General features: G+C 68.0%; 22 protein-coding genes and 1 riboswitch. Of the genes, 9 read left to right on the top strand and 13 right to left on the bottom strand.

The annotated features are described in order from the left end of the window. Positions 1-178: 178 nt before the first annotated feature. From QMZ26_RS07020 to pncA, 4 genes are all read left to right on the top strand, one after another. Positions 179-1,234, top strand: a complete 1,056-nt coding sequence (locus QMZ26_RS07020; RefSeq protein ID WP_200734309.1) for a bifunctional nicotinamide-nucleotide adenylyltransferase/Nudix hydroxylase — start codon at positions 179-181, stop codon at positions 1,232-1,234. A gap of 64 nt (positions 1,235-1,298) precedes the next feature. Next, complete coding sequence (locus QMZ26_RS07015) at positions 1,299-2,708, top strand: nicotinate phosphoribosyltransferase (protein ID WP_283221004.1); 1,410 nt, start codon at positions 1,299-1,301, stop codon at positions 2,706-2,708. A 94-nt stretch (positions 2,709-2,802) separates the two neighbouring features. Next, positions 2,803-2,996: riboswitch (cobalamin riboswitch) on the top strand. 158 nt (positions 2,997-3,154) lie between these two features. Beyond that, entirely contained in the window at positions 3,155-3,826 is a 672-nt protein-coding gene (locus QMZ26_RS07010; RefSeq protein ID WP_108745731.1) for an epoxyqueuosine reductase QueH, read from the top strand. Positions 3,827-3,882: 56 nt separating this feature from the next. Then, complete coding sequence (pncA, locus tag QMZ26_RS07005) at positions 3,883-4,509, top strand: bifunctional nicotinamidase/pyrazinamidase (protein ID WP_283221003.1); 627 nt, start codon at positions 3,883-3,885, stop codon at positions 4,507-4,509. Positions 4,510-4,599: 90 nt separating this feature from the next. Here pncA and purU read toward each other — a convergent pair whose 3' ends face one another. Together purU and QMZ26_RS06995 are read right to left on the bottom strand one after the other, a co-directional pair. Beyond that, positions 4,600-5,451, bottom strand: coding sequence for a formyltetrahydrofolate deformylase (gene purU, locus QMZ26_RS07000; RefSeq protein ID WP_079224860.1), 852 nt, complete (start codon positions 5,449-5,451; stop codon positions 4,600-4,602). Between the two features lie 60 nt (positions 5,452-5,511). Then, entirely contained in the window at positions 5,512-5,766 is a 255-nt protein-coding gene (locus QMZ26_RS06995) for a DUF2798 domain-containing protein (RefSeq protein ID WP_283221002.1), read from the bottom strand. Positions 5,767-5,888: 122 nt separating this feature from the next. Here QMZ26_RS06995 and QMZ26_RS06990 point away from each other — a divergent pair, with 122 nt between their 5' ends. Then, the gene (locus tag QMZ26_RS06990; RefSeq protein WP_283221001.1) at positions 5,889-6,800 is read left to right on the top strand and encodes a LysR family transcriptional regulator; all 912 of its coding nucleotides are present in this window, start codon (positions 5,889-5,891) and stop codon (positions 6,798-6,800) included. Positions 6,801-6,803: 3 nt separating this feature from the next. On the opposite strand, the gene QMZ26_RS06985 is transcribed toward QMZ26_RS06990, so the two are convergent. From QMZ26_RS06985 to QMZ26_RS06975, 3 genes are all read right to left on the bottom strand, one after another. After that, positions 6,804-7,907, bottom strand: a complete 1,104-nt coding sequence (locus QMZ26_RS06985; protein WP_283221000.1) for an NADH:flavin oxidoreductase/NADH oxidase — start codon at positions 7,905-7,907, stop codon at positions 6,804-6,806. A 159-nt stretch (positions 7,908-8,066) separates the two neighbouring features. Then, on the bottom strand, positions 8,067-8,873 hold the full coding sequence (locus QMZ26_RS06980) for an NAD-dependent protein deacetylase (RefSeq protein ID WP_283221022.1): 807 nt from the start codon (positions 8,871-8,873) through the stop codon (positions 8,067-8,069). 43 nt (positions 8,874-8,916) lie between these two features. Continuing rightward, positions 8,917-9,339, bottom strand: coding sequence for an acyl-CoA thioesterase (locus tag QMZ26_RS06975; protein ID WP_079224850.1), 423 nt, complete (start codon positions 9,337-9,339; stop codon positions 8,917-8,919). Between the two features lie 93 nt (positions 9,340-9,432). On the opposite strand from QMZ26_RS06975, the gene QMZ26_RS06970 reads away from it, so the two are divergent. Beyond that, on the top strand, positions 9,433-10,068 hold the full coding sequence (locus QMZ26_RS06970) for a LysE family translocator (RefSeq protein WP_283220999.1): 636 nt from the start codon (positions 9,433-9,435) through the stop codon (positions 10,066-10,068). Positions 10,069-10,173: 105 nt separating this feature from the next. On the opposite strand, the gene QMZ26_RS06965 is transcribed toward QMZ26_RS06970, so the two are convergent. The 3 genes from QMZ26_RS06965 to QMZ26_RS06955 all read right to left on the bottom strand — a co-directional run bounded on the left by QMZ26_RS06965 (position 10,174) and on the right by QMZ26_RS06955 (position 14,440). Beyond that, positions 10,174-10,425 (bottom strand): hypothetical protein, encoded by a 252-nt coding sequence (locus tag QMZ26_RS06965; RefSeq protein WP_283220998.1) that lies wholly within the window; start codon positions 10,423-10,425, stop codon positions 10,174-10,176. Between the two features lie 465 nt (positions 10,426-10,890). Continuing rightward, entirely contained in the window at positions 10,891-11,910 is a 1,020-nt protein-coding gene (locus tag QMZ26_RS06960) for a ribonucleotide-diphosphate reductase subunit beta (protein WP_079224844.1), read from the bottom strand. A gap of 118 nt (positions 11,911-12,028) precedes the next feature. Continuing rightward, positions 12,029-14,440 (bottom strand): ribonucleoside-diphosphate reductase subunit alpha, encoded by a 2,412-nt coding sequence (locus QMZ26_RS06955; RefSeq protein WP_200733989.1) that lies wholly within the window; start codon positions 14,438-14,440, stop codon positions 12,029-12,031. Positions 14,441-15,007: 567 nt separating this feature from the next. On the opposite strand from QMZ26_RS06955, the gene QMZ26_RS06950 reads away from it, so the two are divergent. Beyond that, on the top strand, positions 15,008-15,805 hold the full coding sequence (locus tag QMZ26_RS06950; RefSeq protein ID WP_283220997.1) for a DUF2884 family protein: 798 nt from the start codon (positions 15,008-15,010) through the stop codon (positions 15,803-15,805). 100 nt (positions 15,806-15,905) lie between these two features. Here QMZ26_RS06950 and zapE read toward each other — a convergent pair whose 3' ends face one another. After that, positions 15,906-17,006 carry a cell division protein ZapE gene (zapE, locus tag QMZ26_RS06945; protein ID WP_079224839.1) on the bottom strand — a complete coding sequence of 367 codons (1,101 nt, stop codon included), beginning with the start codon at positions 17,004-17,006 and terminating at the stop codon, positions 15,906-15,908. Continuing rightward, positions 17,003-17,674 (bottom strand): CocE/NonD family hydrolase, encoded by a 672-nt coding sequence (locus tag QMZ26_RS06940; protein WP_283220996.1) that lies wholly within the window; start codon positions 17,672-17,674, stop codon positions 17,003-17,005. The genes zapE and QMZ26_RS06940 overlap by 4 nt, the downstream gene beginning before the upstream one ends. A 44-nt stretch (positions 17,675-17,718) precedes the next feature. Between QMZ26_RS06940 and QMZ26_RS06935 the strand changes: the two genes are divergently transcribed. Then, the gene (locus QMZ26_RS06935) at positions 17,719-18,576 is read left to right on the top strand and encodes a hypothetical protein (RefSeq protein ID WP_108745720.1); all 858 of its coding nucleotides are present in this window, start codon (positions 17,719-17,721) and stop codon (positions 18,574-18,576) included. Between the two features lie 122 nt (positions 18,577-18,698). Here QMZ26_RS06935 and QMZ26_RS06930 read toward each other — a convergent pair whose 3' ends face one another. From QMZ26_RS06930 to QMZ26_RS06920, 3 genes are all read right to left on the bottom strand, one after another. Next, positions 18,699-20,141, bottom strand: a complete 1,443-nt coding sequence (locus QMZ26_RS06930) for an ExeM/NucH family extracellular endonuclease (protein ID WP_283220995.1) — start codon at positions 20,139-20,141, stop codon at positions 18,699-18,701. A gap of 252 nt (positions 20,142-20,393) precedes the next feature. Further along, complete coding sequence (locus QMZ26_RS06925) at positions 20,394-20,912, bottom strand: c-type cytochrome (protein WP_079224832.1); 519 nt, start codon at positions 20,910-20,912, stop codon at positions 20,394-20,396. A gap of 200 nt (positions 20,913-21,112) precedes the next feature. Continuing rightward, positions 21,113-21,730, bottom strand: a complete 618-nt coding sequence (locus tag QMZ26_RS06920) for a TetR/AcrR family transcriptional regulator (RefSeq protein ID WP_283220994.1) — start codon at positions 21,728-21,730, stop codon at positions 21,113-21,115. Positions 21,731-21,888: 158 nt separating this feature from the next. Between QMZ26_RS06920 and QMZ26_RS06915 the strand changes: the two genes are divergently transcribed. Continuing rightward, positions 21,889-23,052, top strand: a complete 1,164-nt coding sequence (locus QMZ26_RS06915) for an isovaleryl-CoA dehydrogenase (protein WP_079224828.1) — start codon at positions 21,889-21,891, stop codon at positions 23,050-23,052. The last annotated feature ends 7 nt before the right edge of the window (positions 23,053-23,059 follow it).

Here is a 23,059-nt window from a genome sequence, read left to right as displayed (position 1 = left end):
GCTACGGATGCAGTATGACGCGAAGGCTTCTCACCGCCTGAGAACCCGCCCACGGAAGGGCAAGGCATCCACGCATGGCGTGGATCTACTGGCCGGTGCACTTGACCCTGACCACCATCGGCGTAGCATCGACAGCAAGCCAAGGGACAGACCCGCGGCTGCCACAACGACATGAGGGATTCTCATGGAATTCGACTATCTCGTCTTCATCGGGCGTTTCGAGCCCTTCCACAACGGCCACGCCGCCGTTGCCCGCCTGGCCCTGAGCCGGGCCCGCAAGCTGATCTTCCTGGTCGGCTCTGCTGACACCCCCCGCAGCCTGCGCAATCCCTGGACCGTGGCCGAACGTGCCGTGATGATCCAGGCGGCCCTCGATGGCCACACCGATCGCCTGCTGATCCGCCCGCTGCGCGACCACCTGTACAACGAAGCCCAGTGGATCGCCAACGTGCAGCGCCAGGTGGCCGAAGCCCTGCGCAACGACGGCGCCGCCGCCGATGCCAAGGTCGGCCTGATCGGCATGGACAAGGACGCCTCCAGCTACTACCTGCGCGAATTCCCGCAGTGGCCGCTGGTGGACGTGCAGCACACCGCCACCCTGTCGGCCACCGAGCTGCGCCGCTACCTGTTCGAAGCCGGCGATGTCGACTTCCACGGTGCGCTGCTGATGCTGCGTGGCAACGTGCCGGCGCCGGTGTACGACATGCTCGAAGCGTTCCGCAAAAGCGCACCGGCCTATGGCCAGCTGGTGGCCGAGTACCGTTTCATCGAACAGTACAAGGCGGCCTGGAAGGACGCGCCGTACGCGCCCACGTTCGTCACCACCGATGCGGTGGTGGTGCATTCGGGCCACGTGCTGCTGGTGCGCCGCCGTTCGGAACCCGGCAGGGGCCTGTGGGCGCTGCCTGGTGGCTTCGTCGGCCAGGAACAGAGCCTGCTGGACAGCTGCCTGCGCGAGCTGCGCGAGGAAACCCGGCTGAAGATTCCACTGCCGGTGCTGAAGGGCTCGCTGAAGAGCCAGCAGGTGTTCGACCACCCCGACCGCAGCCAGCGTGGCCGCACCATCACCCACGGCTTCCACTTCGAATTCCCGGCCGGCGAACTGCCGGCGGTGCGCGGCGGCGACGACGCCGACAAGGCGCGCTGGATTCCGGTGAGCGAAGCCCTGGAAATGGGCCCGCAGCTGTTCGAAGACCACCTGCACATCCTGGAGTATTTCCTCGGCCGCGGCTGACAGGTCCGGCCTCCCCACCGGCGGATAGACCGCCGGTGTCACTCGACGCGAAGGAGCTTCCGTCATGCACTACCTCGATAATCTTCTCCTCGACACCGACAGCTACAAGGCCAGCCACTGGCTGCAGTACCCGCCGGGTACCGATGCCACGTTCTTCTACGTGGAATCGCGCGGCGGCCTGCACGACCGCACGGTGTTCTTCGGCCTGCAGGCGATCCTCAAGGACGCGCTGGCACGGCCCATCACCCACGCCGACATCGACGACGCCGCTGCGGTATTCGCCGCGCATGGCGAACCGTTCAATGAAGCCGGCTGGCGCGATATCGTCGACCGCCTCGGTGGCCACCTGCCGGTACGCATCCGCGCCGTGCCCGAGGGCAGCGTGGTGCCCACGCACCAGGCACTGATGACCATCGAATCGACCGACCCGGCCGCGTTCTGGGTGCCGTCATACCTGGAAACCCTGCTGCTGCGCGTGTGGTACCCGGTCACCGTGGCCACCATCAGCTGGCATGCGCGGCAGACGATCGCCCGCTTCCTGCAGCAGACCAGCGACGACCCGCAAGGGCAGCTGCCGTTCAAGCTGCACGACTTCGGCGCACGCGGTGTGTCCAGCCTGCAGTCGGCCGCGCTGGGCGGTGCCGCGCACCTGGTCAACTTCCTCGGCACCGATACGGTTTCGGCGCTGTGCCTGGCCCGCGCGCACTACCACGCGCCGATGGCCGGCTATTCGATTCCCGCTGCCGAGCACAGCACCATCACCAGCTGGGGCCGCGAGCGCGAGGTGGATGCGTACCGCAACATGCTGCGCCAGTTCGGCAAGCCCGGTGCGATCGTCGCGGTGGTGTCGGACAGCTATGACATCTACCGCGCGATCAGCGAGCACTGGGGTACCACCCTGCGCGATGAAGTGATCGCTTCGGGCGCGACCCTGGTCATCCGCCCGGATTCGGGCGACCCGGTGGAGGTGGTGGCCGAGAGCCTGCGCCGGCTGGACGAGGCCTTTGGCCATACGATCAACGGCAAGGGCTACCGCGTGCTCAACCACGTGCGGGTGATCCAGGGCGATGGCATCAACCCGGACACGATCCGCGCGATCCTGCAGCGCATCACCGGCGACGGCTACGCCGCCGACAACGTGGCCTTCGGCATGGGCGGCGCACTGCTGCAGCGGCTGGACCGCGATACGCAGAAGTTCGCGCTGAAGTGCTCGGCCGCGCGGGTGGACGGCGAATGGATCGACGTCTACAAGGACCCGATCACCGACGCCGGCAAGACCAGCAAGCGCGGCCGCATGCGCCTGCTGCGCCGCCTGGACGATGGCAGCCTGCATACGGTGGCGCTGCCGGCCAGCGGTGACCCGACCCTGCCGGCCGGCTTTGAGGACGCGATGGTGACCGTGTGGGAGAACGGCCGGTTGCTGTACGACCAGCGGCTGGATGAGATCCGCGCGCGGGCGGCGGGTCAGCACTGAGGGCGCATCCACGCATGGCGTGGATCTACTGGGGGTAAGTGGACGCATCCCCCTTGACCCACGCCAGCAACGCGTCCACCGTGGGCACGCCGAAGGTATCCCTGCCGTCGTTGCGACAACGGCAGGGATTTGAATGGGAATCCGGTGAAGGCGCCTCGCGCGCCCATTCCGGAGCTGCCCCGCAGCGGTGAATGGAAACGAATCCTGCCAACAGCACTGGGCTCGCGCCTGGGAAGCGGCAGGTAGTAGGTGGGCTGCGGCCCGTGTCCATCAGCCCGAATACCGGCCCCGGCCGGGGGACACGACCGTCCCCTGACTCGACCTGGAATCTCCGCGGGGAGGTTGCCGGGGCCGTCTTCGTCCTGCGCGTGCAGGCGGGGTGGCCGCGCGCGTCCTGTTCACGGTTTCCGGCCAGACCCGTTGCCCACGCCCAGATGCACCCGACGATGACCGAGTTCCAACGCCCCGACCTGTCCCTGCCCGCCGACGGCAAGCGCCTGCTGCTGCATTCGTGCTGCGCGCCCTGCTCGGGTGAAGTGATGGAGGCGATCACTGCCTCCGGGATCGACTACGCGATCTTCTTCTACAACCCCAACATCCACCCGGTGAAGGAATACGAGCTGCGCAAGCAGGAAAACATCCGCTTCGCCGAGCAGCACGGCATTCCCTTCATCGATTGCGACTACGACACCGACAACTGGTTCAGCCGTGCGCGCGGCATGGAAAACGAGCCCGAGCGCGGCATCCGCTGCACGATGTGCTTCGACATGCGTTTCGAGCGCACCGCGCTGTACGCGCATGAGCACGGCTACGACACCATCAGTTCGTCGCTGGGCATTTCGCGCTGGAAGAACATGGCGCAGATCAACGACTGTGGCATCCGCGCTGCGTCGCGCTACGAGGGCCTGCAGTACTGGGATTACAACTGGCGCAAGGGTGGAGGTGCCAGCCGCATGGTGGAAATCAGCAAGCGCGAGCAGTTCTACCAGCAGGAATACTGCGGCTGCGTGTACTCGCTGCGCGATGCCAACCGCCACCGCCGCGAAACCGGCCGCGAGCGCATCAAGATCGGCCTGCTGTACTACGGCCAGGATGCCGAAACGCCGCAGGGCGATTGACGTGCGCGCAGGGGGCGGCCACGCTGGTCGCCCCCTCTGCTGCGCTGGACCCTGCCATGACCGCCCTGCCCGCCGATGTCGCCCTGCTGGTGATCGACCTGCAGCCGGACTTCATGCCCGGTGGCGCATTGGCCTGCGACCAGGGTGACGCGCTGGTGGCGCCGATTGCTGAGCTGCTGGCGCAGCGCCACTACCGCACGGTGGTGGCCACTCAGGACTGGCACCCGGCCGACCACGCCTCGTTCGCCAGCCAGCACCCGGGCACGCGCCCGTTCGAGAGCATCCTGCTGCATGCACAGCCGCAGACGCTCTGGCCGGACCACTGCGTGCAGGGCAGCGACGGCGCCGCGCTGCACCCGGGCGTGGACTGGACCGTGGCCGACCTGATCCTGCGCAAGGGCACCCGCCAGCAGGTGGATTCGTACAGCGCGTTCCGCGAGAACCAAGGCCCGGAGGGCGAACGCCCACCGACCGGCCTGGCCGGCTGGCTGCATGAGCGCCGCATCCGCGAGGTGCATGTGTGCGGCCTGGCGCGCGATTACTGCGTGCTGTGGAGCGCACAGGACGCGGTGAAATCCGGCTTCCGCGTCAAGTTCCTGTGGGACCTGACCCGGCCGGTGACCGAAGCCAACGACGCGATGGTGCGCGAGGCGCTGGGCAAGGCAGGGATTGCGATCGCCTGACCCACAACGGTAGTGCCGGCCGCTGGCCGGCAACCTCGGGATCTCTGCAGTTGCCGGCCAGCGGCCGGCACTACCGGGTCACAGCCGTTGCTAGCGGAACACCACCGTGCGGTGCCCGTTGAGCAGGATGCGGTGCTCCACGTGCCGGCGCACGGCGCGCGCCAGCACCTGCGATTCGGTATCGCTGCCCAGCCGCACCAGTTCGCGCGGTGCCATGGCGTGGTCCACGCGGGCCACGTCCTGTTCGATGATCGGGCCTTCGTCCAGATCCTCGGTGACGTAGTGCGCGGTGGCGCCGATGATCTTGACCCCGCGCGCGTGCGCCTGGTGGTACGGCTGCGCGCCCTTGAAGCTGGGCAGGAAGCTGTGGTGGATGTTGATCGCGCGACCGGCCAGGGCGCGGCACAGCGTGGGCGACAGGATCTGCATGTAGCGCGCCAGCACCACCAGGTCGATGCGCTCACGCTCGACCAGGTCGATGATCTGCTGTTCCTGCACGGCGCGCGTTTCGGCGTTCACCGGCAGGTGGTGGAACGGCACCTGGTAGGACGCGGCCAGCGGCGCGAAATCGGCGTGATTCGATGCCACCGCAGCGATGTCCACTTTCAGCTGCCCGCTGTGGGCCCGGAACAGCAGATCGTTCAGGCAATGGCCCTGCTTGCTGACCAGCACCAGCAGGCGCGCGCGGCGGCGGCCGTCGTGCAGCTGCCAGTCCATGCCGTAGTCGGCGGCCAGCGCGGCCATCGCCGCATGCACGGTGTCGAGCGGCAGGCTGGCGTCGCGGTCGAAATGCACGCGCAGGAAGAAGCGTCCGCTCTCCTCATCGCCGAACTGCTGGGCGTCGAGGATGTTGCAGCCGTGGTCGAACAACAGCCCCGAGACGCGGTAGACGATACCGGTGCGGTCGGGGCAGGACAGAGTAAGAATGGAATCGGGGCGCATCGCCCGAGTGTAGGGCAGCATCCTGCCGCGATGCACAATGCTGTCAGATGCAACCGATCTTCAGTGCGGATGCACCGTCAACGCCACCAGCCGCACCACCAGCGGGCGCACCAGCAGCACGCCGCAGAACGCGACCGGCATGGCCATCTGGTAGGCGGCCAGCACCCGCGCCAGATAGCCGCTGCCCAGCCCGGCATTGGCGGCGGTGATGACCAGGCACATCAGCAGCGCCATCAGGCCGGCCATGAAGAAGGCGAAGACAAACGGCGTGCTGCGGGCGTGCAGCTTCCAGCGGGGCGATCGGGGGTAGGACATGGCATATCGCGTCGAGTGAAGTGGGCCGGCAGGCTAGCGGTGCGGCGGCCGGCGCACAGCCCCGCCACGCTTGGCACAGACCCAAGCGATACTTGTCCTTCCGCATGGCAAGCTGGTCGGTCATGAACCTGTTGCAGCTCATCCGCAGCTTCACCCGCACCGCAGAGACCGGCAGCATTGCCGCCGCGGCCCGCCAGCTCGGCATCAGCGCCACCGCCGTGGGCCAGAACATCAACCGGCTGGAAGCCCACCTGGGCGTGCGCCTGCTCAACCGCAGCACGCGGCAGCTGGCGCTGAGCGAGGCCGGTGCGGTGTACCTGGCGCAGGTGCGGCACATCGAGGCGGACCTGGCGCGCGCGCAGGCGATGGTCACCGCCGGCGATATCGAACCGTCCGGGCCGCTGCGCATCGCCAGCAGCAGCGCGTTCGGCCGCCACGTGCTGGCACCCCTGCTGCCCAGCCTGCAGCAGCGCTACCCGCAACTGCAGTTGGAACTGCGCCTGAGCGATCGCGCCGTACAGCACGGGCCGGAGGCGGTGGATGCCAGTATCCGCATCGGCGCGCAGCTGGAAGACGGGTTGGTGGCGCGGCCGCTGGCGCGCATCCCGTTCGTGTTCTGTGCCTCGCCGGCCTACCTGGAGGCGCACGGCACGCCGGGCGATCCGGCCGCGCTGAACGGCCATCGCGGCCTGCTGCACCGCTTTCCCACCGATGGCCGGCCGCTGCGCTGGGGCCTGCTGAAGGACGGCCAGCGGGTGGACGCGGCGCTGCCGCCGAGCATGGTCTGCGATGACATCGACGCGCTGGCCGAGCTGGCGGCAGCCGGCGCGGGCATCACCCGGCTGGCCGCGTTCGTGGCCGAGCCCTATCTGCGCGATGGCCGCCTGCAGGCGGTATTCGGCCCGGCCAGCGCGTGGCAGCCGGCGCCGATGGAGGTGTTCTTCTGCGTGAGCGACCGCCGCGATTTCACCGCGAAGATCCGCGCGCTGTTCGAGCACCTGCAGGCCGGCATGGCACCGGCCTGGCAGGTCTGAGCTTCAGCGCGCGCGGAACACGTTGCGTGCTTCGCGCGGCTCGCAGCGCAGGTACTGCGACGACGGCACCACGCTGTCGCCCAGCGCGGCGGCGGCGTGCCACGGCCAGCGCGGGTCGTACAGGATGCCGCGGGCCAGACCGATGGCATCGGCCTGGTTGTGGCGCAGGATCGATTCGGCCTGTTCCGGCTCGGTGATCAGGCCCACCGCGATGACCGGCATGCGCAGCTTCTTGGCCTTGATGGCCGCCGCGAACGGCACCTGGTAACCCGGGCCGACGCTGATCTTCTGGCGCTCATCGAGGCCGCCGCTGGACACGTGCAGGAAGTTGCAGCCACGCGCATCCAGGATCTGCGCCAGCGCTTCGCTCTGCACCAGGTCCCAGCCACCGTCAACCCAGTCGGTGGCGGAAATGCGCACGCCCACGGCCACCTTGTCCGACACCGCTGCACGCACCGCATCGAACACCTCCACCAGCAGGCGCAGGCGGTTCGGCAGCGAGCCACCGTAGCCATCGGTGCGGCGGTTGCTGAGCGGGGACAGGAACTGGTGCAGCAGGTAACCATGCGCGGCGTGGATCTCGATCAGCTCGAAGCCCAGGCGCTCGGCACGCACCGCGCTGGCGGCGAAGGCCGCGATGATATCGGCGATGCCGGCTTCATCCAGCGCCTCGGGCGCCGGATCGGTGGCGTGGAACGGTACCGGCGACGGGGCCACGGTGGCCCAGCCGTTGGCATCGTCGGCCGGCAGCTGGCGGCCACCGTCCCACGGGCGGGCGGTGGAGGCCTTGCGGCCGGCGTGGGCCAGCTGGATGCCCAGCGGCATCGACGACCAGCGGCGGACGCTGGCCAGCACCTGCGCCAGGGCGGCCTCGGTGCCATCGTCCCACAGGCCCAGGTCGGCCCAGCTGATGCGCCCGCGCGGCTCGACCGCGGTGGCTTCCAGGATCAGCAGGCCGGCACCGGACTGCGCCAGGTTGCCCAGGTGCATGGCGTGCCAATCACTGGCGCGGCCCTCTTCGGCGGAGTACTGGCACATCGGCGCGATCACGATGCGGTTGGGCAGGGTCAGGGGGCCGAGGGACATCGGCGAGAACAGCTGGCTCAAGACGGTCAGGACATGCGGAGGGGGTGCGTATTGCACCGCTGCGCGGCCTGCGGATCAACCATCTGGATGGATCGCTGTTTCGCGCGACCTGATGCAGCCGAGCGTGGGCTCGGCTCTACAGAAGCCGGCAGCCCTTGTAGAGCCGAGCCCATGCTCGGCTCAGGGCGTGGCCCAGCCCGCCAACGCCTCGGCGCAGTCCCGTTCATCCTTGAACTGCAGCAGGTCGTCAGCGCGGGTGCGGCCACGGTTGAGCGCCGCCACCGGCAGCCCGGCCTTGGCGGCGGCCTGCACGAAGCGGAAGCCGGAATAGACCATCAGCGAGGAGCCCACCACCAGCACGGCATCGGCCTGCTGCAAGTGCTCATGCACGGCCGCTACGCGCTCGCGCGGCACGTTTTCGCCGAAGAACACCACGTCCGGCTTCAACAGGCCGCCGCAGTACGGGCAGTCCGGCACCACGAAGGCGGAAAAATCCGTTTCCAGATCGGCGTCGCCATCCGGGGCGATGCCCGCTTCCAGCGCGTCCCAGCCCGGGTTGGCATCCAGCAGTCGCTGCTGGAAATCCTCGCGCCCGCTGCGGCGTTCGCAGCCCATGCAGCGCACCCGGTCCAGCCGCCCGTGCAGGTCGATCACGTTCCGGCTGCCCGCACGCTGGTGCAGGCCGTCCACGTTCTGGGTCAGCAGCACCTGCAGCGTGCCACGCGCTTCCAGCCCAGCCAGTGCCTGGTGGGTGCCGTTGGGCAGGGCCAGGCCGAAGCGCGGCCAGCCCAGCAAGCTGCGCGCCCAGTAGCGCTGGCGGGTGGCCGCCTCGCCCATGAAGGCGTGGTAGGTCACCGGCGGCGTGCGCTTCCACTGGCCGTCGGTATCGCGGTAATCGGGGATGCCCGAGGCGGTGCTGCAGCCGGCGCCGGTCAGCACGAACAGGCGTTGGGCACGGTCGATGAAATCGGTCAGCGGCGGGGTCATGGCAGCAGAATGGGGGCGCATGGGCACCCCCGCAAGCGCGTGGTCAGCTGGCCGGGTCGGCCGCCGGGGTGCCCGGCAGGCGCGGCACGGCGGTCGGCTGGCCGTCGTCACCCAGCGCGATCATCACGAAGTGGCCGCGCGTGCACAGCTTGCGCTCGCCGCTGTGCAGGTCTTCGGCGATCAGTTCCACTTCGACCTTCATCGAGCTGCGGCCCACTTCAACGATCCGGCCCACGGTCTCCACCATCTGACCGATGCGGATGGGCAGCTTGAAATCGACCTGGTCGCTGCGCGCGGTCACCACGGTGCGGCGCGAGTAGCGGGCGGCGGCGAGGAAGGCGGCCTTGTCCATCCACGCCAGCGCCTGGCCACCGAACAGCGTGCCCATGTGGTTGGTGTGGTTGGGGAAGACGATTTCGGCCATGCGCACTTCGATGGGCGGCACGGTTTCGGGAATGGGGGTCATGGTGGGGACATCGGTGTGGGGTGCGGCAATTTTAAGCCAGCCCCGGTGCAGGCGGCGCTACACTGCGCCACGCCCACCGCACGGAACGTCGCCATGCCCGCCGCCGCCGACCTGCTGGCCTTCGCCCTGCTGTCGCTGGGCATGGTGCTCACGCCTGGGCCGAACATGGTCTACCTGGTCTCGCGCTCGATCTGCCAGGGCCGCCGCGCCGGGCTGGTGTCGCTGGGCGGGGTGGCGCTGGGCTTCGTGTTCTACATGCTGTGCGCGGCGCTGGGCATCACCGCCCTGCTGATGACCGTGCCCTTCGCCTACGACGCGCTGCGCATCGGCGGCGCGTTGTACCTGTTGTACCTGGCCTGGCAGGCGGTGAAGCCGGGCGGACGTTCGCCCTTCGCGGTGCATGCCCTGCCCGTGGACAGCCCGCGCCGGTTGTTCGCGATGGGCTTTTTGACCAACCTGCTGAACCCGAAGATCGCGGTGATGTACCTGTCCCTGCTGCCGCAGTTCCTGCATCCGGATGGCCACGGCAGCGTGCTGGCACAGTCCGTGGTGCTGGGCTTCACCCAGATCGCGGTCAGCCTGGCGGTGAACTCGGTGATCGTGCTGATGGCCGGCAGCATTGCGGCATTCCTGGCCGCGCGACCAAGCTGGCAGGCCGCGCAACGCTGGCTGATGGGCACGGTGCTGGCCGGGCTGGCCGTGCGCATGGCGGTGGAAGGACGGCGGTAGCCACGCTTTGTAGAGTCGAGCTTGCTCGACTGCCGTTCGCGAAAAGCAGTCGAGCAAGCTCGACTCTACGAAAGCACGCACGCCGGGCGTGGCCCGGCGCTACCTTCAATGGTGGGTCGGTCCGGCAACCAGCCGTTCCACGGTTTCCGCGCAGCGGCGGCCATTGATGGCCAGGCACAGCATGGCGTGGGTGGCTTCGGCCGGTTGCTTGCCGTGCAGCGGCGAGGTGCTGCCACTGGCCTGGGCAAGCTGGTGGTCGCAGAGCAGCAGTGCGGTGCCTTCGATGCCCTGCATCAGGCGGCGCAGGCGCAGCAGTTGGTGGTTGAGTTCGTGCGCGTTCGTCGGATCGGTACTCATGGTGGTGCCTCCATTACGGATCAGGCCACCGGTGAGGGTGGCGGACGATGCGTGGCTGCAATCCCGGAAAGAAGTCAGTAAAGAACCGGTGGGCTCTCGCCCTCCAACGCATCGCCCGCCATAGGCGTGCGACGGTCCACCAACCGCCACCGGACAATGCCGGCGACGGTTGATGAGCCTAACTCTGACTTCTTTCACGGGATTGCAGTCCCGGCTGCGGGTTCGCCAGCAGCGCGCCATGATGTGCAGCGGAATCCGCGTGATTCCAGTGGCTTACGCGACATGCCGGCGCATTGCGGGCAGAGCCGACGCGTTGGGTCGTGATCGACCGTCGATGCGGTTTGCGTCATTGCGCGCTGCGCGCGTGAGCCGAGCATGGGCTCGGCTCTACAGAGGCCCACATTCGCCCACAAAAAACCCCGGCATTGCCGGGGTTTTCCGTTGCGACAGACCTGACCGGTTCGATCAGAAGTTCATGTCGAAGGCGACTTCGCCCTGCACGCCGACCTGGTAGGCCGAGGCGCGGCGTTCGAAGAAGTTGGTCAGTTCCTGCACGTCCTGCAGTTCCATGAAGCTCAGCGGGTTGCGCACGTTGTACTTGCGCTCCATGCCCAGGCGATGGAAATGGTTGTCGGCGCAGTGCTGCAGGTACTGGCGCATGTCACGGGTGGAGATGCCCGCCACGCCACCGGACAGCACGTCCTCGGCGAACTGCACTTCGCACTCGATGGCTTCGGCCAGCATTTCGTAGACGTCCTGCTTCATCTTGTCGTCGAACAGGTCCGGCTCTTCCTCGCGGATCACGTCCACGCACTCGAAGGCGAAATCCATGTGCGCGCTTTCGTCGCGGAACACCCAGTTGGTGCCCGAGGCCAGGCCGTTGAGCAGGCCACGCGAACGGAAGTAGTAGACGTAGGCGAAGGCGGCGAAGAAGAACAGGCCTTCGATGCACGCGGCGAAGCAGATCTGGTTCAGCAGGAACTGGCGACGCTCTTCGCGGGTCTCGATGCGCTTCAGGCTCTGGATCGAGTCGATCCACTTGAAGCAGAAATCAGCCTTCTTCTTGATCGAGTCGATGTTCTCCACCGCGTCGAAGGCTTTGGCGCGCTCGTCCGGATCCGGCAGGTAGTTGTCGAGCAGGGTCAGGTAGAACTGCACGTGCAGCGCTTCTTCATACAGCTGGCGCGACAGGTACATGCGCGCTTCGGGCGCGTTGAGGTGCTGGTACAGGTTCAGCACCAGATTGTTGGACACGATCGAATCGCCGGTGGCGAAGAACGCGACCAGGCGGTGGATCAGGTGGCGCTCACCCGGCGACATCTTGCTGTGCAGGTCGCTGATGTCGATCTGGAAGTTGATCTCTTCCACCGTCCAGGTGTTCTTGATCGCGTTCCGGTACATGTCATAGAACTGCGGGTAGCGCATCGGGCGCAGGGTCAGTTCAAAACCGGGATCGAGCAGCATCTGCTTGGGCTTGTCGGCCATGGGTGTTTCCTTGAATTCCTGGGTGAGCCGCCGGGCATGGCCCGGCGCTACCGTGGGTGATGATCGTTGGCCGGGGTTGCCGGCCAGCGGCCGGCACTACCGCGCGGCGGTGCCGCTCTTATTGGCAAGCCTCGCAGGCTTCCGGGTTTTCCAGCGAGCAGGCGATGGCCTCTTCCGGGCTGAACACCTTCTCCGGGCCGGCGCTTGCGGTGTGGCTGACCGTGGTCTTGGCGATCTTGGTGGCCGGGCGCGAACGCAGGTAGTAGGTGGTCTTGATGCCCTGCTTCCAGGCGTACATGTACATGGAGGACATCGCGCCGATGTTCGGGCTTTCCATGAACAGGTTGAGCGAGGCCGACTGGTCGATGAAGGCGCCACGGTCGGCGGCCATGTCGATCAGCGAACGCATCGGCAGTTCCCACGCGGTGCGGTAGACGTGGCGCAGCGTCTCCGGAATCTGCGTGATGCCCTGGATCGAGCCTTCGGCCAGCTTGATGGCGTCGCGCATTTCCGGGGTCCAGTGGCCCAGCTTCTTCAGCTCGTTCACCAGGTAGCGGTTGACCTGCAGGAAGTCACCGGACAGGGTTTCGCGCTTGAACAGGTTGGACACCTGCGGTTCGACGCACTCGTAGCAGCCGGCGATCGAGGCGATGGTCGCGGTCGGGGCAATGGCGATCATCAGCGAGTTGCGCAGGCCGTGTTCCTTGATGCGCTCGCGCAGGGAATCCCAGCGCTCGGCATCTTCGGGCACCACGTTCCAGGCATCGAACTGCAGCTCGCCGCTGGCCGCACGGGTGTCGGCGAAGGACGGGTGCTTGCCGCGTTCCTGGGCCAGTTCAACCGAGGTTTCCAGCGCGTGGAAGTAGATCGTTTCGGCGATCTTCTTCGACAGCGCGCGGGCTTCGGCGCCGTCGAACGGCAGGCGCTTGCGGAAGAACACGTCCTGCAGGCCCATGCAGCCCAGGCCGACCGGACGCCAGCGCAGGTTGCCGCGGCGCGCCGATTCGATCGGGTAGAAGTTCAGGTCGATCACGCGGTCGAGCTGGCGCACGGCCAGGCGCACGGTGTCGGCCAGCTTGTCGAAATCGAACTCGCCGTTGCCGTCGAAGTGGTTGCCCAGGTTGATCGAACCCAGGTTGCACACCGCGGTCTCTTCAGCAGAGGTGACTTCCAGGATTTCAGTGCACAGGTTGGACAGGTGGATGACGTTGCCGGCGCGCAGGGTCTGGTTGCTGGCGCGGTTGCACTTGTCCTTGAAGGTCATCCAGCCGTTGCCGGTCTCGGCCAGGGTACGCATCATCCGCGAGTACAGCTTGCGCGCGGAGATGGTGCGGTTGGCCTTGCCCTGTGCTTCGGCCTGCAGGTAGGCGGCTTCGAAGGCTTCGCCGAACAGGTCGGTGAACTCCGGCACGACGCGCGGATCGAACAGCGACCATTCCTGGTCGGCCTCGACGCGCTTCATGAACAGGTCCGGGATCCAGTTGGCCAGGTTCAGGTTGTGCGCACGGCGCGATTCGTCACCGGTGTTGTCACGCAGCTCGAGGAAATCCTCGATGTCGGCGTGCCAGGTTTCCAGGTAGACGCAGGCCGCGCCCTTGCGCTTGCCGCCCTGGTTCACCGCGGCCACGGACGAATCCATGGTCTTCAGCCACGGCACGATGCCGTTGGAGTGGCCGTTGGTGGACTTGATGAGCGAACCACGCGAACGCACGCGGGTGTAGCTGACGCCGATGCCGCCGGAGAACTTGGACAGCTGGGCGATGTCGCCGTACTTGGAGTAGATCGATTCCAGCGAATCCTGCGGCGAATCCAGCAGGAAGCACGAGGACAGCTGCTCGTGGGTGGTGCCGGAGTTGAACAGGGTCGGGCTGGACGGCAGGTAGTCCAGATTGCCCATGCGCTTGTACAGCGCCAGGGCCTCGGCCACGTCCTCGCTCAGCGCGCTGGCGATGCGCAGGAAGAACTGCTGCGGGGTCTCGATCACCTTGCGGGTGTGCGGGTGGCGCAGCAGGTAGCGGTCGTACAGGGTACGCAGGCCGAAGTAATCGAAGTTCAGGTCCAGCGAGATGTCGATGGCATCGTTGAGCTTGCGTGCGTTGGTCTGCACGAAGTTCAGCAGGCGGTCGTTGATCAGGCCCACTTCGTGGCCACGGCCGACCGACTGCGAGAAGGCGTAGATTTCCTGGCCCGACACTTCCTTGGCGATGTAGTTGGCCAGCAGGCGCGCGGCAAGGCGGCCGTACTCGGGCTCTTCACCGATCAGCAGGGCGGCGGTGCGGATGGACAGTTCGTCCAGCTCGCGGGTGGTGGCGCCGTTGTACAGGCCGGAGATGGTGCGGGTGGCCACGCGCATCGGATCGACGGCGTGCAGGCCTTCGGAGGAACGCTGCACCGCGCGCACGATCTTGTTCAGATCCACCAGCTCGGTCGTGCCGTTGCGCTTGGTCACGCTCATCGCGTTGGCCGTCGGCGGCGACGTCAGCAGGAACTCGCTTTCCTTCTCGATGGTGGCGCTGGATTCGGTGGTCACGGCGTGTGTCCTCTTGGCGTGATTGGGGGTGCTGTATGCATCAGGGTTGCTCGACCCGGGACATGACAGCCCAGGGTGGCAGGACGGCGTCGCAGGAGGTGAGACCCTGCGCCTTCCACTGCCGGTTGACGATCGCTGGCGGGTACTGCGGTAGTGCCCCGTTGCGGACCCCAAGACATGGGGTCGTTGCGACTGACGGCCACAAGATAGTGGGGGTGATGGGGGCCGTCAACGCCAAATGTAGTGAAATTTGGTAATCCCTTGCGGCGCAAGGATCATGCCATCGGCGCCGCGTCTGGACGCTTTGGACCTGCCGGAACGGGCTGCGCAGTCAAGCCCGGAAGGCGTCACATCGGCGGTACAACGTGCTGCGGAAACGGAACAATGACAGCTTCACATGACAGCGACGAAGCTGGCTAGGGACAACCCTGTGGATAGATGGTGGGCAGCCGGTGGGAAAGCCGGTATGGCCAGATGGATGGCCGCCGGGCAGTGACTTCCGGCCGGTGACGGCGCCTTGCGGGCGCGGGATGCTGGGGCCCTGCTCTGACCGGAAAGGACTCCACCATGCGCCTGCCCCTGACCCTGCTGGCCTGCCTGGCCGCCGCCCCGGCGATGGCCGGCGACGGCCCGACGCTGAGCGCCGACCAGTGCGGCATGCACACCGACTACGACGTGCTGGTGGACAGTGGCGGCGTCTGGCTGCGGCACGGCCCGCAGGCGCCGCACGAGGTGGTGTTCCACGATGGCGTGCTGAGCCTGGACAACACGGTCGTGCCGGTCAGCGAGGCCGACGCCGCCCGCCTGCGGCAGATGGAGGCCGGGGCCCGGCAGCTGATGCCGGCGGCCACGGCGCTGGCGCATGAGGTGAGCGGGGTCACCTTCGATGCGCTGGATGCCGCCTTCGAGGCCATCACCGGCAAGCGCCGCAACCGCCAGATGCGTGCGATGCGGGGCGAGATGGAAGGCTGGATCGACGGCAGCCTGGGCCGCGGCTACTGGGAACAGGCCACCTTCGGCGAGGGTTTCGACGAACACATCGAGCAGATGGCCGAAAGCATGGCCACTTCGATGACCCGCAGCGTGCTGTGGCAGGTGTTCACCGGCCGTGGCGAAGCCATGGAGCGCCGCGCCGACCGCCTGGATGCGGAGGTTGAACGCCGCATGGAGGCCCGCAGCCGGCAGCTGGAAGCCAAGGCGCAGGCGCTGTGCCCGCTGGTGGCGGCGGTGGCCGAGGCCCACGACGCGCTGGAGGTGCGCTACCAGGGGCAGCCTCTGCGGCTGATCGAGCGCAGCGACAACGTACAGGCGGCGGCCAACGTGCGCGAGCAGCCGCAGGGCGATGCGGTGGCGCCGAGCCGATAGCCCGTCGCGCTGTTGTAGAGCCGAGCCCGCGCTCGGCTGCCCCCTGCAGCCCCCGAGCACCCCAACAGCAGCCGAGCGTGGGCTCGGCTCTACATAAGGGTCACGCCCGGTGCGGGGTGCCCAGGTACTCCGCGCTCTGCATTTCAATCAGGCGCGAGGCGGTACGCTCGAACGCGCCCTGCAGGCGCTCGCCGGCATACAGCTCCACCGGCGAGGTGCTGGCGGTGCAGACCAGGTTGACGTGGCGGTCGTACAGCTCGTCGATCAGGTTCACGAAGCGGCGCGCGGCATCTTCGTTCAGGCGGTCGAAGGCAGGAATGCCGCCCAGCAGCACCGTGTTGAACTCGTGCGCGATCTCGATGTAGTCCGACGGGCCGCGCGGGCCTTCGCAGAGGGCGGCGAAATCGAACCAGGCAATGCTCTTGCCGCGGCCCCGCACCGCAATCTTGCGGCCCTCGATCTCGATGTTGCCGGCCTTGGCCGGCTGCCCGCCGCTCAGTTCGCCCCAACGGCTGGCCAGCCAGCCATCGCTGTCGGCCGCCAGCGGCGCGCGGTACACCGGCGAGCGGGTCAGCGCGCGCATGCGGTAATCCTCGGTGCCCTCGGCGTACAGCTCCACGCAGTAGCGCTGCAGCAGGCCGATGGCCGGCATGAAGCTCTCGCGCTGCAGGCCGTTCAGATACAGGTTCTCCACCGCCGTATTGGAGGTGGTTACCAGGGTCACGCCCTCGGCGAACAGGCGCTCGAGCAGGCGCGCCAGCAGCATCGCATCGCCGATGTCGGTGACGAAGAACTCGTCCAGCACCAGCACGCGCAGGTTGCTGCGCCATTCCTGGGCGATCTTCGCCAGCGGGTCGCTCTGCCCCTGGTGCTCGCGCAGGCGCTCGTGGACGCTGCGCATGAAGCGGTGGAAGTGCGTGCGGTACTTCTGCTTGATCGGCAGGCCGTCGTAGAACAGGTCCACCAGGAAGGTCTTGCCGCGGCCGACGCCGCCCCAGAAGTACAGGCCCTTGACCGGCTCCGGCTTCTTCCAGAACGAGGACAGGCGGTCCAGCCAGCCGTCCTCGGCGCTGTCGACCAGGCCCAGGTGGATGCGGTCCAGTTCGGCCAGGGCCGCGTGCTGGGCCGGATCGTCCTGCCAGTCGCCGCTGGCAACCCCGGCCGCGTACCGCTGCGACGGGGTCAACGCCTGCTCGCTCATGCCGCCGCGCCCAGCCAGTGCTTGACACCGTGGGTGAGCGCGCCGCGCAGGTCGATCAGCTTGCGATGGAAGAAGTGGCTGGTTTCGGGCATGCGTACCAGCTCGTGCGGGGCGTCCAGCGTTTCCAGCCACTGGTAGACGGCCTGCGGGTCAACGATCTCGTCCTGCTCGCCCTGGATGACCAGCCAGCGGGCCGGCGGCTGCACGCCGCTGAAATCCCAGCGGCCAGCCGGCGGCGCGATCGAGATCAGCGCTTCCGGCTGCAGCTCGCCCGCGGCCTTCAGCGAAACGAACGCGCCAAAGCTGAAACCGGCCAGCCACAGGCGGTCGTCCGGGCGCTGGCTGCGCACCCAGGCGGTGACGGCCTTCAGGTCGTCCTGTTCGCCCACGCCATGGTCGAAGCTGCCGGCCGAACCGCCCACGCTGCGGAAGTTGAAGCGCACCGTGGTGATGCCCTGCTCGCGCAGGGTGGTGGCGGCCATGGTGACCACCTTGTTGTGCAGGGTGCCGCCTTCGGTGGACAGCGGGTGGCAGACGATGGCCACGATCGGCTGCACCGGCACGTCGGCCTTGGGCAGGTCGACGACCACTTCCAGCGGGCCGGCCGGGCCGTCCAGTACGAGGTAGGCGGTTTCGCCGGGGGCGACGGGGAACGAGGGCTTGTGCATGGCACCATGATACCGTCCCCCGCCCCTGCCCTGTGCCCCGCCCCATGCTCTACCTGTCCCTGGCCGTGATCTGCAGTGTGCTGGTTTCGGTGTTGTTGAAACTGGCCAACCGCCGCGCGCTGGACGTGCCACAGATGGTGACCTGGAACTACCTGGTGGCCGCCACCCTCACCGCCGTGGTGCTGCAGCCGCCGCTGGAGGCGCTGCGCGCGCCGCATGCGCCGTGGGTGTCGCTGCTGGCGCTGGCGGTGGTGCTGCCGTCGATCTTCCTGGTGCTGGGCCGCGCGGTGGCGGTGGCCGGCATCGTGCGCAGCGATGTGGCCCAGCGCCTGTCGCTGCTGCTGTCGCTGGCCGCAGCCTTCCTGTTCTTCGGCCAGACCGCCACGCCGTGGAAGCTGGCCGGGCTGGGCTTGGGCCTGCTGGCGATGGTGGCCATCAGCCTGCGCCCGCGTGGCCCTGCAGTGGCGGCCTCGCCCGGTGGCTGGGGCTGGCTGCTGGGCGTGTGGGGCGGCTTTGCCGTGGTGGACGTGCTGCTCAAGCAGGTGGCGCTGTCGGGCACGCCGTCGATGGCGGCGGTGCTGGCCAGCTTCAGCGTAGCCTTCGTGCTGATGCTGGCGCTGCAGCTGTGGCGGCATGCCAGCGGCCGCAGCCGGCTGGCCTGGCGCAACCTGGGGGCCGGCGCGCTGCTGGGCCTGCTCAACGGCGGCAACATCCTGTTCTATGTGCACGCGCACCAGTCGATGCCGGACAGCCCGGCCACCGTGTTCGCCGGCATGAACATCGGCGTGGTGGTGCTGGGCGCGCTGGTGGGCGTGTTCGCCTTCGGCGAGGCCACCACGAAGTGGAACCGCGCCGGGCTGGCGCTGGCGGTGCTGGCGATCGGGTTGATCGCCTGGGGGTGAAAGGCCGCCGGGGGTCGGATCCCATTCCAGCGGAATGGGCTCTGACCCCTGCGTTTGAGACCCCGCGATGCATCGGGGTCAGAGCCCATTCCGTTGGAATGGGATCCGACCCCGATGTTGGGTTATTTACCGAAACCCAGCAGCAGCGGGTCGTGGTCGGAGCTGCGCCACGGGCCCGGCACGTTGCGGCCCTGGTAACCGCTGGCGTCCTGTTCGTCGGCGTTGCTGTGCCATTCGGCGGCACCGCGCAGGCGCTTGGCCATGCCCGGGCTCAGCAGCGCGTGGTCGAGGCGGCCGGTGTAGCCGTTGTAGACGTAGCTGTAGGGGTGCTCGACCTTGGCCACCTTGAAGGCGTCCTGCCAGCCGAGGTCATGCAGGGTGCGGATCGGATCTTCCTGGGCGTAGGCGTTGAAGTCGCCCAGCAGCACGATGTCCTTCACCTTCAGGCGCGCTGCCTCGGCGCCGACCCACTGGTTCAGCTGCCGCGCCGATTCCACGCGGGTGGCGTTCCAGCAGCCCTGGCCATCATTGCGGTCGGCATCGGCGCCGGCAGCATCGCGGCAGCCCTTGGACTTGAAGTGGTTGGCGACCACCATGAACGGCGCGCCGTTGCCCTGGAACGCCTGGGCCAGCGGCGCACGGCTGTGTTCGGCGAACGGGCCGTCCAGCTTGGTCAGCGGTGCGCCCAGCGGCTTGAACAGGCCCTTGCGGTAGATGATGCCCACCCGGATCGGATTGGTGCCCGGGCCTTCGCCCGCATCGACCATCGCCCACTGCTGGGCCGGTTCCAGCGTGGCGTTGAGCGCGGCCAGCAGTTCGGCGATGGCCGACTGCGGGCCGTAGCCGTCGTTTTCCAGTTCCATCAGCGCGGCGATGTGGGCATCCAGCGCGCTGATGGTGGCCACCAGCTTGGCCACCTGGGCCTTGTGCTCGTCCAGCGTGCGCGCACCGCGCAGGGTCGGGAAGCCACCGCCCTGGCCGTCACCGTTGAAGAAGTTCTCCAGGTTGAAGGCGGCGATGTGCAGGTCGCCGGCCACCTTGGGCACTGCCGGGCGCTGCAGGTCGGGCAGCTTCAGCCTGCCTTCCACCTGCAGGCTGGGGCGGCCCTGTGCGTCCACCCGCACGATGCCTTCGACGTTGCGCAGCTGCATGCCGGTGCGCAGCACCGGGTTGCCGGCCAGGTACGGCACGCTGCCCGGGTCGCGGGCATCGCTGCCGTCATCCAGCACCAGGCGGCGGCGCTGGTTGTCAGCCATCACCTGTTCGATGCCGGCCGTACCCGGCGCGGCCACTTCGGTGGGCTGCCAGAGGCGGCCGTCGAAGGCCACGGTGAGCTGGCCGAAGCGTTCCAGGCCATCGGTGCCGGCCAGGGTGAGCGGGGCGGCGATGCGCACGTGCTGGCCGTCCAGCGCGCGCCAGTCGGCCGGGGCCGTGGTCAGCACGACCGGGGCCTTGCTCCGTGCGGTGGTGGCGGTCGGGGTCGGCGCGGCCTGCGGCTGGGCCTGGGCAAAGGCGGTGGCCGGCAGCAGCAGGGACAGGGCTAGGGTGAGGGAACGGCGGCGCATCGACGGGCGACTCCACGAAATGGGCGCACAGACTAACCCCGAAATGTGCAGGCCCGCTTGCAGCGCGGGGCACGATGGGCGATCAGGCCTCGGTGGGCAAAGCACGGGGGCGCGGGGGTAGAGTCGACTGTCAGTCGACTGCTCTTCGCTACGTCGCCGAAAAGCCCGCGCTGCGCGCGATAGTCGACTGACAGTCGACTCTACCCCCCCATTCCGCCATTCCGCCGTTTCCCGGTTTGGCCGTTCCCGCGGTTACTTCAGGTTGCCCAGCATCCAGTCCACGGTGGCGTGGATCTGCTCCTCGGTGAGCGCCGGGTTGCCGCCCTTGGGCGGCATGATGCCGCCATCCGGGCCGGTGTAGCCCTCGATGGCGTGCTTGTAGAGCGTGTCCTTGCCCTGCGCCAGGCGCTGGTCCCAGTGCGCGTGGTCGAGCGTGGGCGCCTGGCCGACGCCGGTGGTGTGGCAGGCGGTGCACAGGTTGTCGAAGATGACCTTGCCGTCCTTGGTGCCGCCATAGGCGACCTGCGACGCGGCCTTGGCCAGTGCGGCGGCCTTGGCGGCGGCCTGTGCGGCGGCGCCGGTACTGCCGGCATACACCGCGCCGGTGGGCGAGATGCGCTGCTCGGTGCGCTTGGCTGCCGTGGGCGATACCTCGGGCGGAATCCGGGTGTGGATGTACGCCGCCAGGAGGATGAGACCGAGGGTGATGGCCGCCAGCAGCGCGATCACCATGGAGAAGCGTTTCAGGAACTCCAGATCGTAATTCCGCACTCTTCGTTACCCCTGGCTGATAGTCGTTGGACCACGGCTGAGCGACTGCGTGATGGGCCGAGTATAGAACGCGCTTTGCGTGCGACAACAGGCGTCGATGCTGGTGCGGCGCAGCATGCGGCCGTGGCCGCATGCGGGTAGCGCCGGGCCACGCCCGGCGAGCGCGCAGCGCGGCAACGGCCGCCGGGCATGGCCCGGCGCTACCGTTTTGCGGGGGCGCCGATCGCGCGCAGGCAGAAGCTGCAGATCGCATCCACCAGTGCGCCTTCGTCGCGGTGTGCTTCGCGGCTGGGTGCGGTCGGGCCGACCATCGCTTCGGTAAAGGCGCCCACCAGGCAGGCGGCGGTGGCATGCGCGTCCTGCGCAGGCAGCTCGCCAGCCGCCACGCCCTCTTCCACCAGGCGCAGGAACACATCGCCGAAGGCGCGGCGCCCGCGCATGCGCTCGGCCTCCACGTCCGGGTCCACCGGTTCGACGATGAAGGCGTGGGCCAGCCCCGGCCCGGCCAGGGCGCGGCGGACGAAGGCGGTGATGGCCAGGCGCAGGCGCTCGCTGGCCACTTCGGGGCCGCTGGCGATGCGCTCCATGATCTCCACCTCGTGGGCCACGGCGGCGTTGAGCACCTCCACGAACAGCTCGGCCTTGGACGGGAAGTGCCGGTAGATCAGTCCGGTGGACACCCCGGCCTGGGTCGCCACGGCGGTCACCGGGGCGTTGCGCCAGCCGCCGGCAGCCACCAGCTCGCGGGTCGCCAGCAGGATCCGTTCACGGGCCCCGGCCAGGCGTTCTTCCATCAATGCAGAGCGTTTGTAGGCCATATCCTGATTCTAGTTTCAATTTTTGAATTTGTGTTCACTTCTTTCCCGAACCCCGCTACGCTGGGGCCATCGCCCGTGCTGGCCGCTGCCTTCAACAGCCACCAGCCTCCCCCTGACGGGTGCGTCCATTCCCCCACCTTCCTCGTGGAGCCGCCGCAATGCACGTGCCATCCCTGAACTTCGATCTTGGCGAAGAGATCGACCTGCTGCGCCAGAGCGTGGCCCATTTTGCCGCTGCCGAGGTCGCTCCGCTGGCCGCCGAGGCCGATGCCACCAACCAGTTCCCGCTGGCCCTGTGGCCGAAGCTGGGCGAACAGGGCCTGCTGGGCCTCACCGTTGAAGAAGAATACGGCGGCACCGGCATGGGCTACCTGGCCCACGTGGTGGCGATGGAAGAGATTTCGCGCGCCTCCGGCGGCATCGGCCTGTCCTATGGCGCGCACTCCAACCTGTGCGTGAACCAGCTGCGCAAGAACGGCAACGAGGAACAGAAGCAGCGCTTCCTGCCCGGCCTGTGCAGCGGCGCGCTGGTCGGTGCGCTGGCGATGAGCGAGCCGGGCGCCGGTTCGGACGTGGTGTCGATGAAGCTGCGCGCGGACAAGCGCGGTGACCGCTACGTGCTCAACGGCAACAAGATGTGGATCACCAACGGCCCGGATGCCGACGTGCTGGTGGTCTACGCCAAGACCGACATGGCAGCCGGCGCCAAGGGCATCACCGCCTTCCTGGTCGAAAAGGGCATGAAGGGCTTCACCACCGCGCAGAAGCTGGACAAGCTGGGCATGCGCTCCTCGCCCACCTGCGAGCTGGTGTTCCAGGACTGCGAAGTGCCGGAAGAAAACGTGCTGGGCCAGGTGGGCGGTGGCGTGCGCGTACTGATGTCCGGCCTGGACTACGAGCGCGTGGTCCTCTCCGGTGGTCCGCTGGGCCTGATGGCCGCGGCCATGGACGTGGTGATGCCGTATGTGCACGAGCGCCACCAGTTTGGTGAAGCCATCGGCAGCTTCCAGCTGATCCAGGCCAAGATCGCCGACATGTACGTGGGCCTGGGTGCCTGCCGCGCCTATGTGTACGCCGTGGCGCGCGCCTGCGACCAGGGCCGCACCACCCGCCAGGACGCCGCCGGTGCCATCCTGTATGCCGCCGAGAAAGCCACCTGGCTGACCGGCCAGGCGATCCAGATCCTGGGCGGCAACGGCTACATCAACGAATACCCGACCGGCCGCCTGTGGCGCGACGCCAAGCTGTATGAAATCGGCGCCGGCACCTCGGAGATCCGCCGCATGCTGATCGGCCGCGAACTGTTCCAGCGCACCCTGTAAGGCCACT

It is taken from the genome of Stenotrophomonas sp. PFBMAA-4 (assembly GCF_030053215.1).
Taxonomy (GTDB): domain Bacteria; phylum Pseudomonadota; class Gammaproteobacteria; order Xanthomonadales; family Xanthomonadaceae; genus Stenotrophomonas.
Note: the sequence above shows the minus strand (reverse complement) of the source record. Positions and strands in the feature narration are given on the sequence as shown.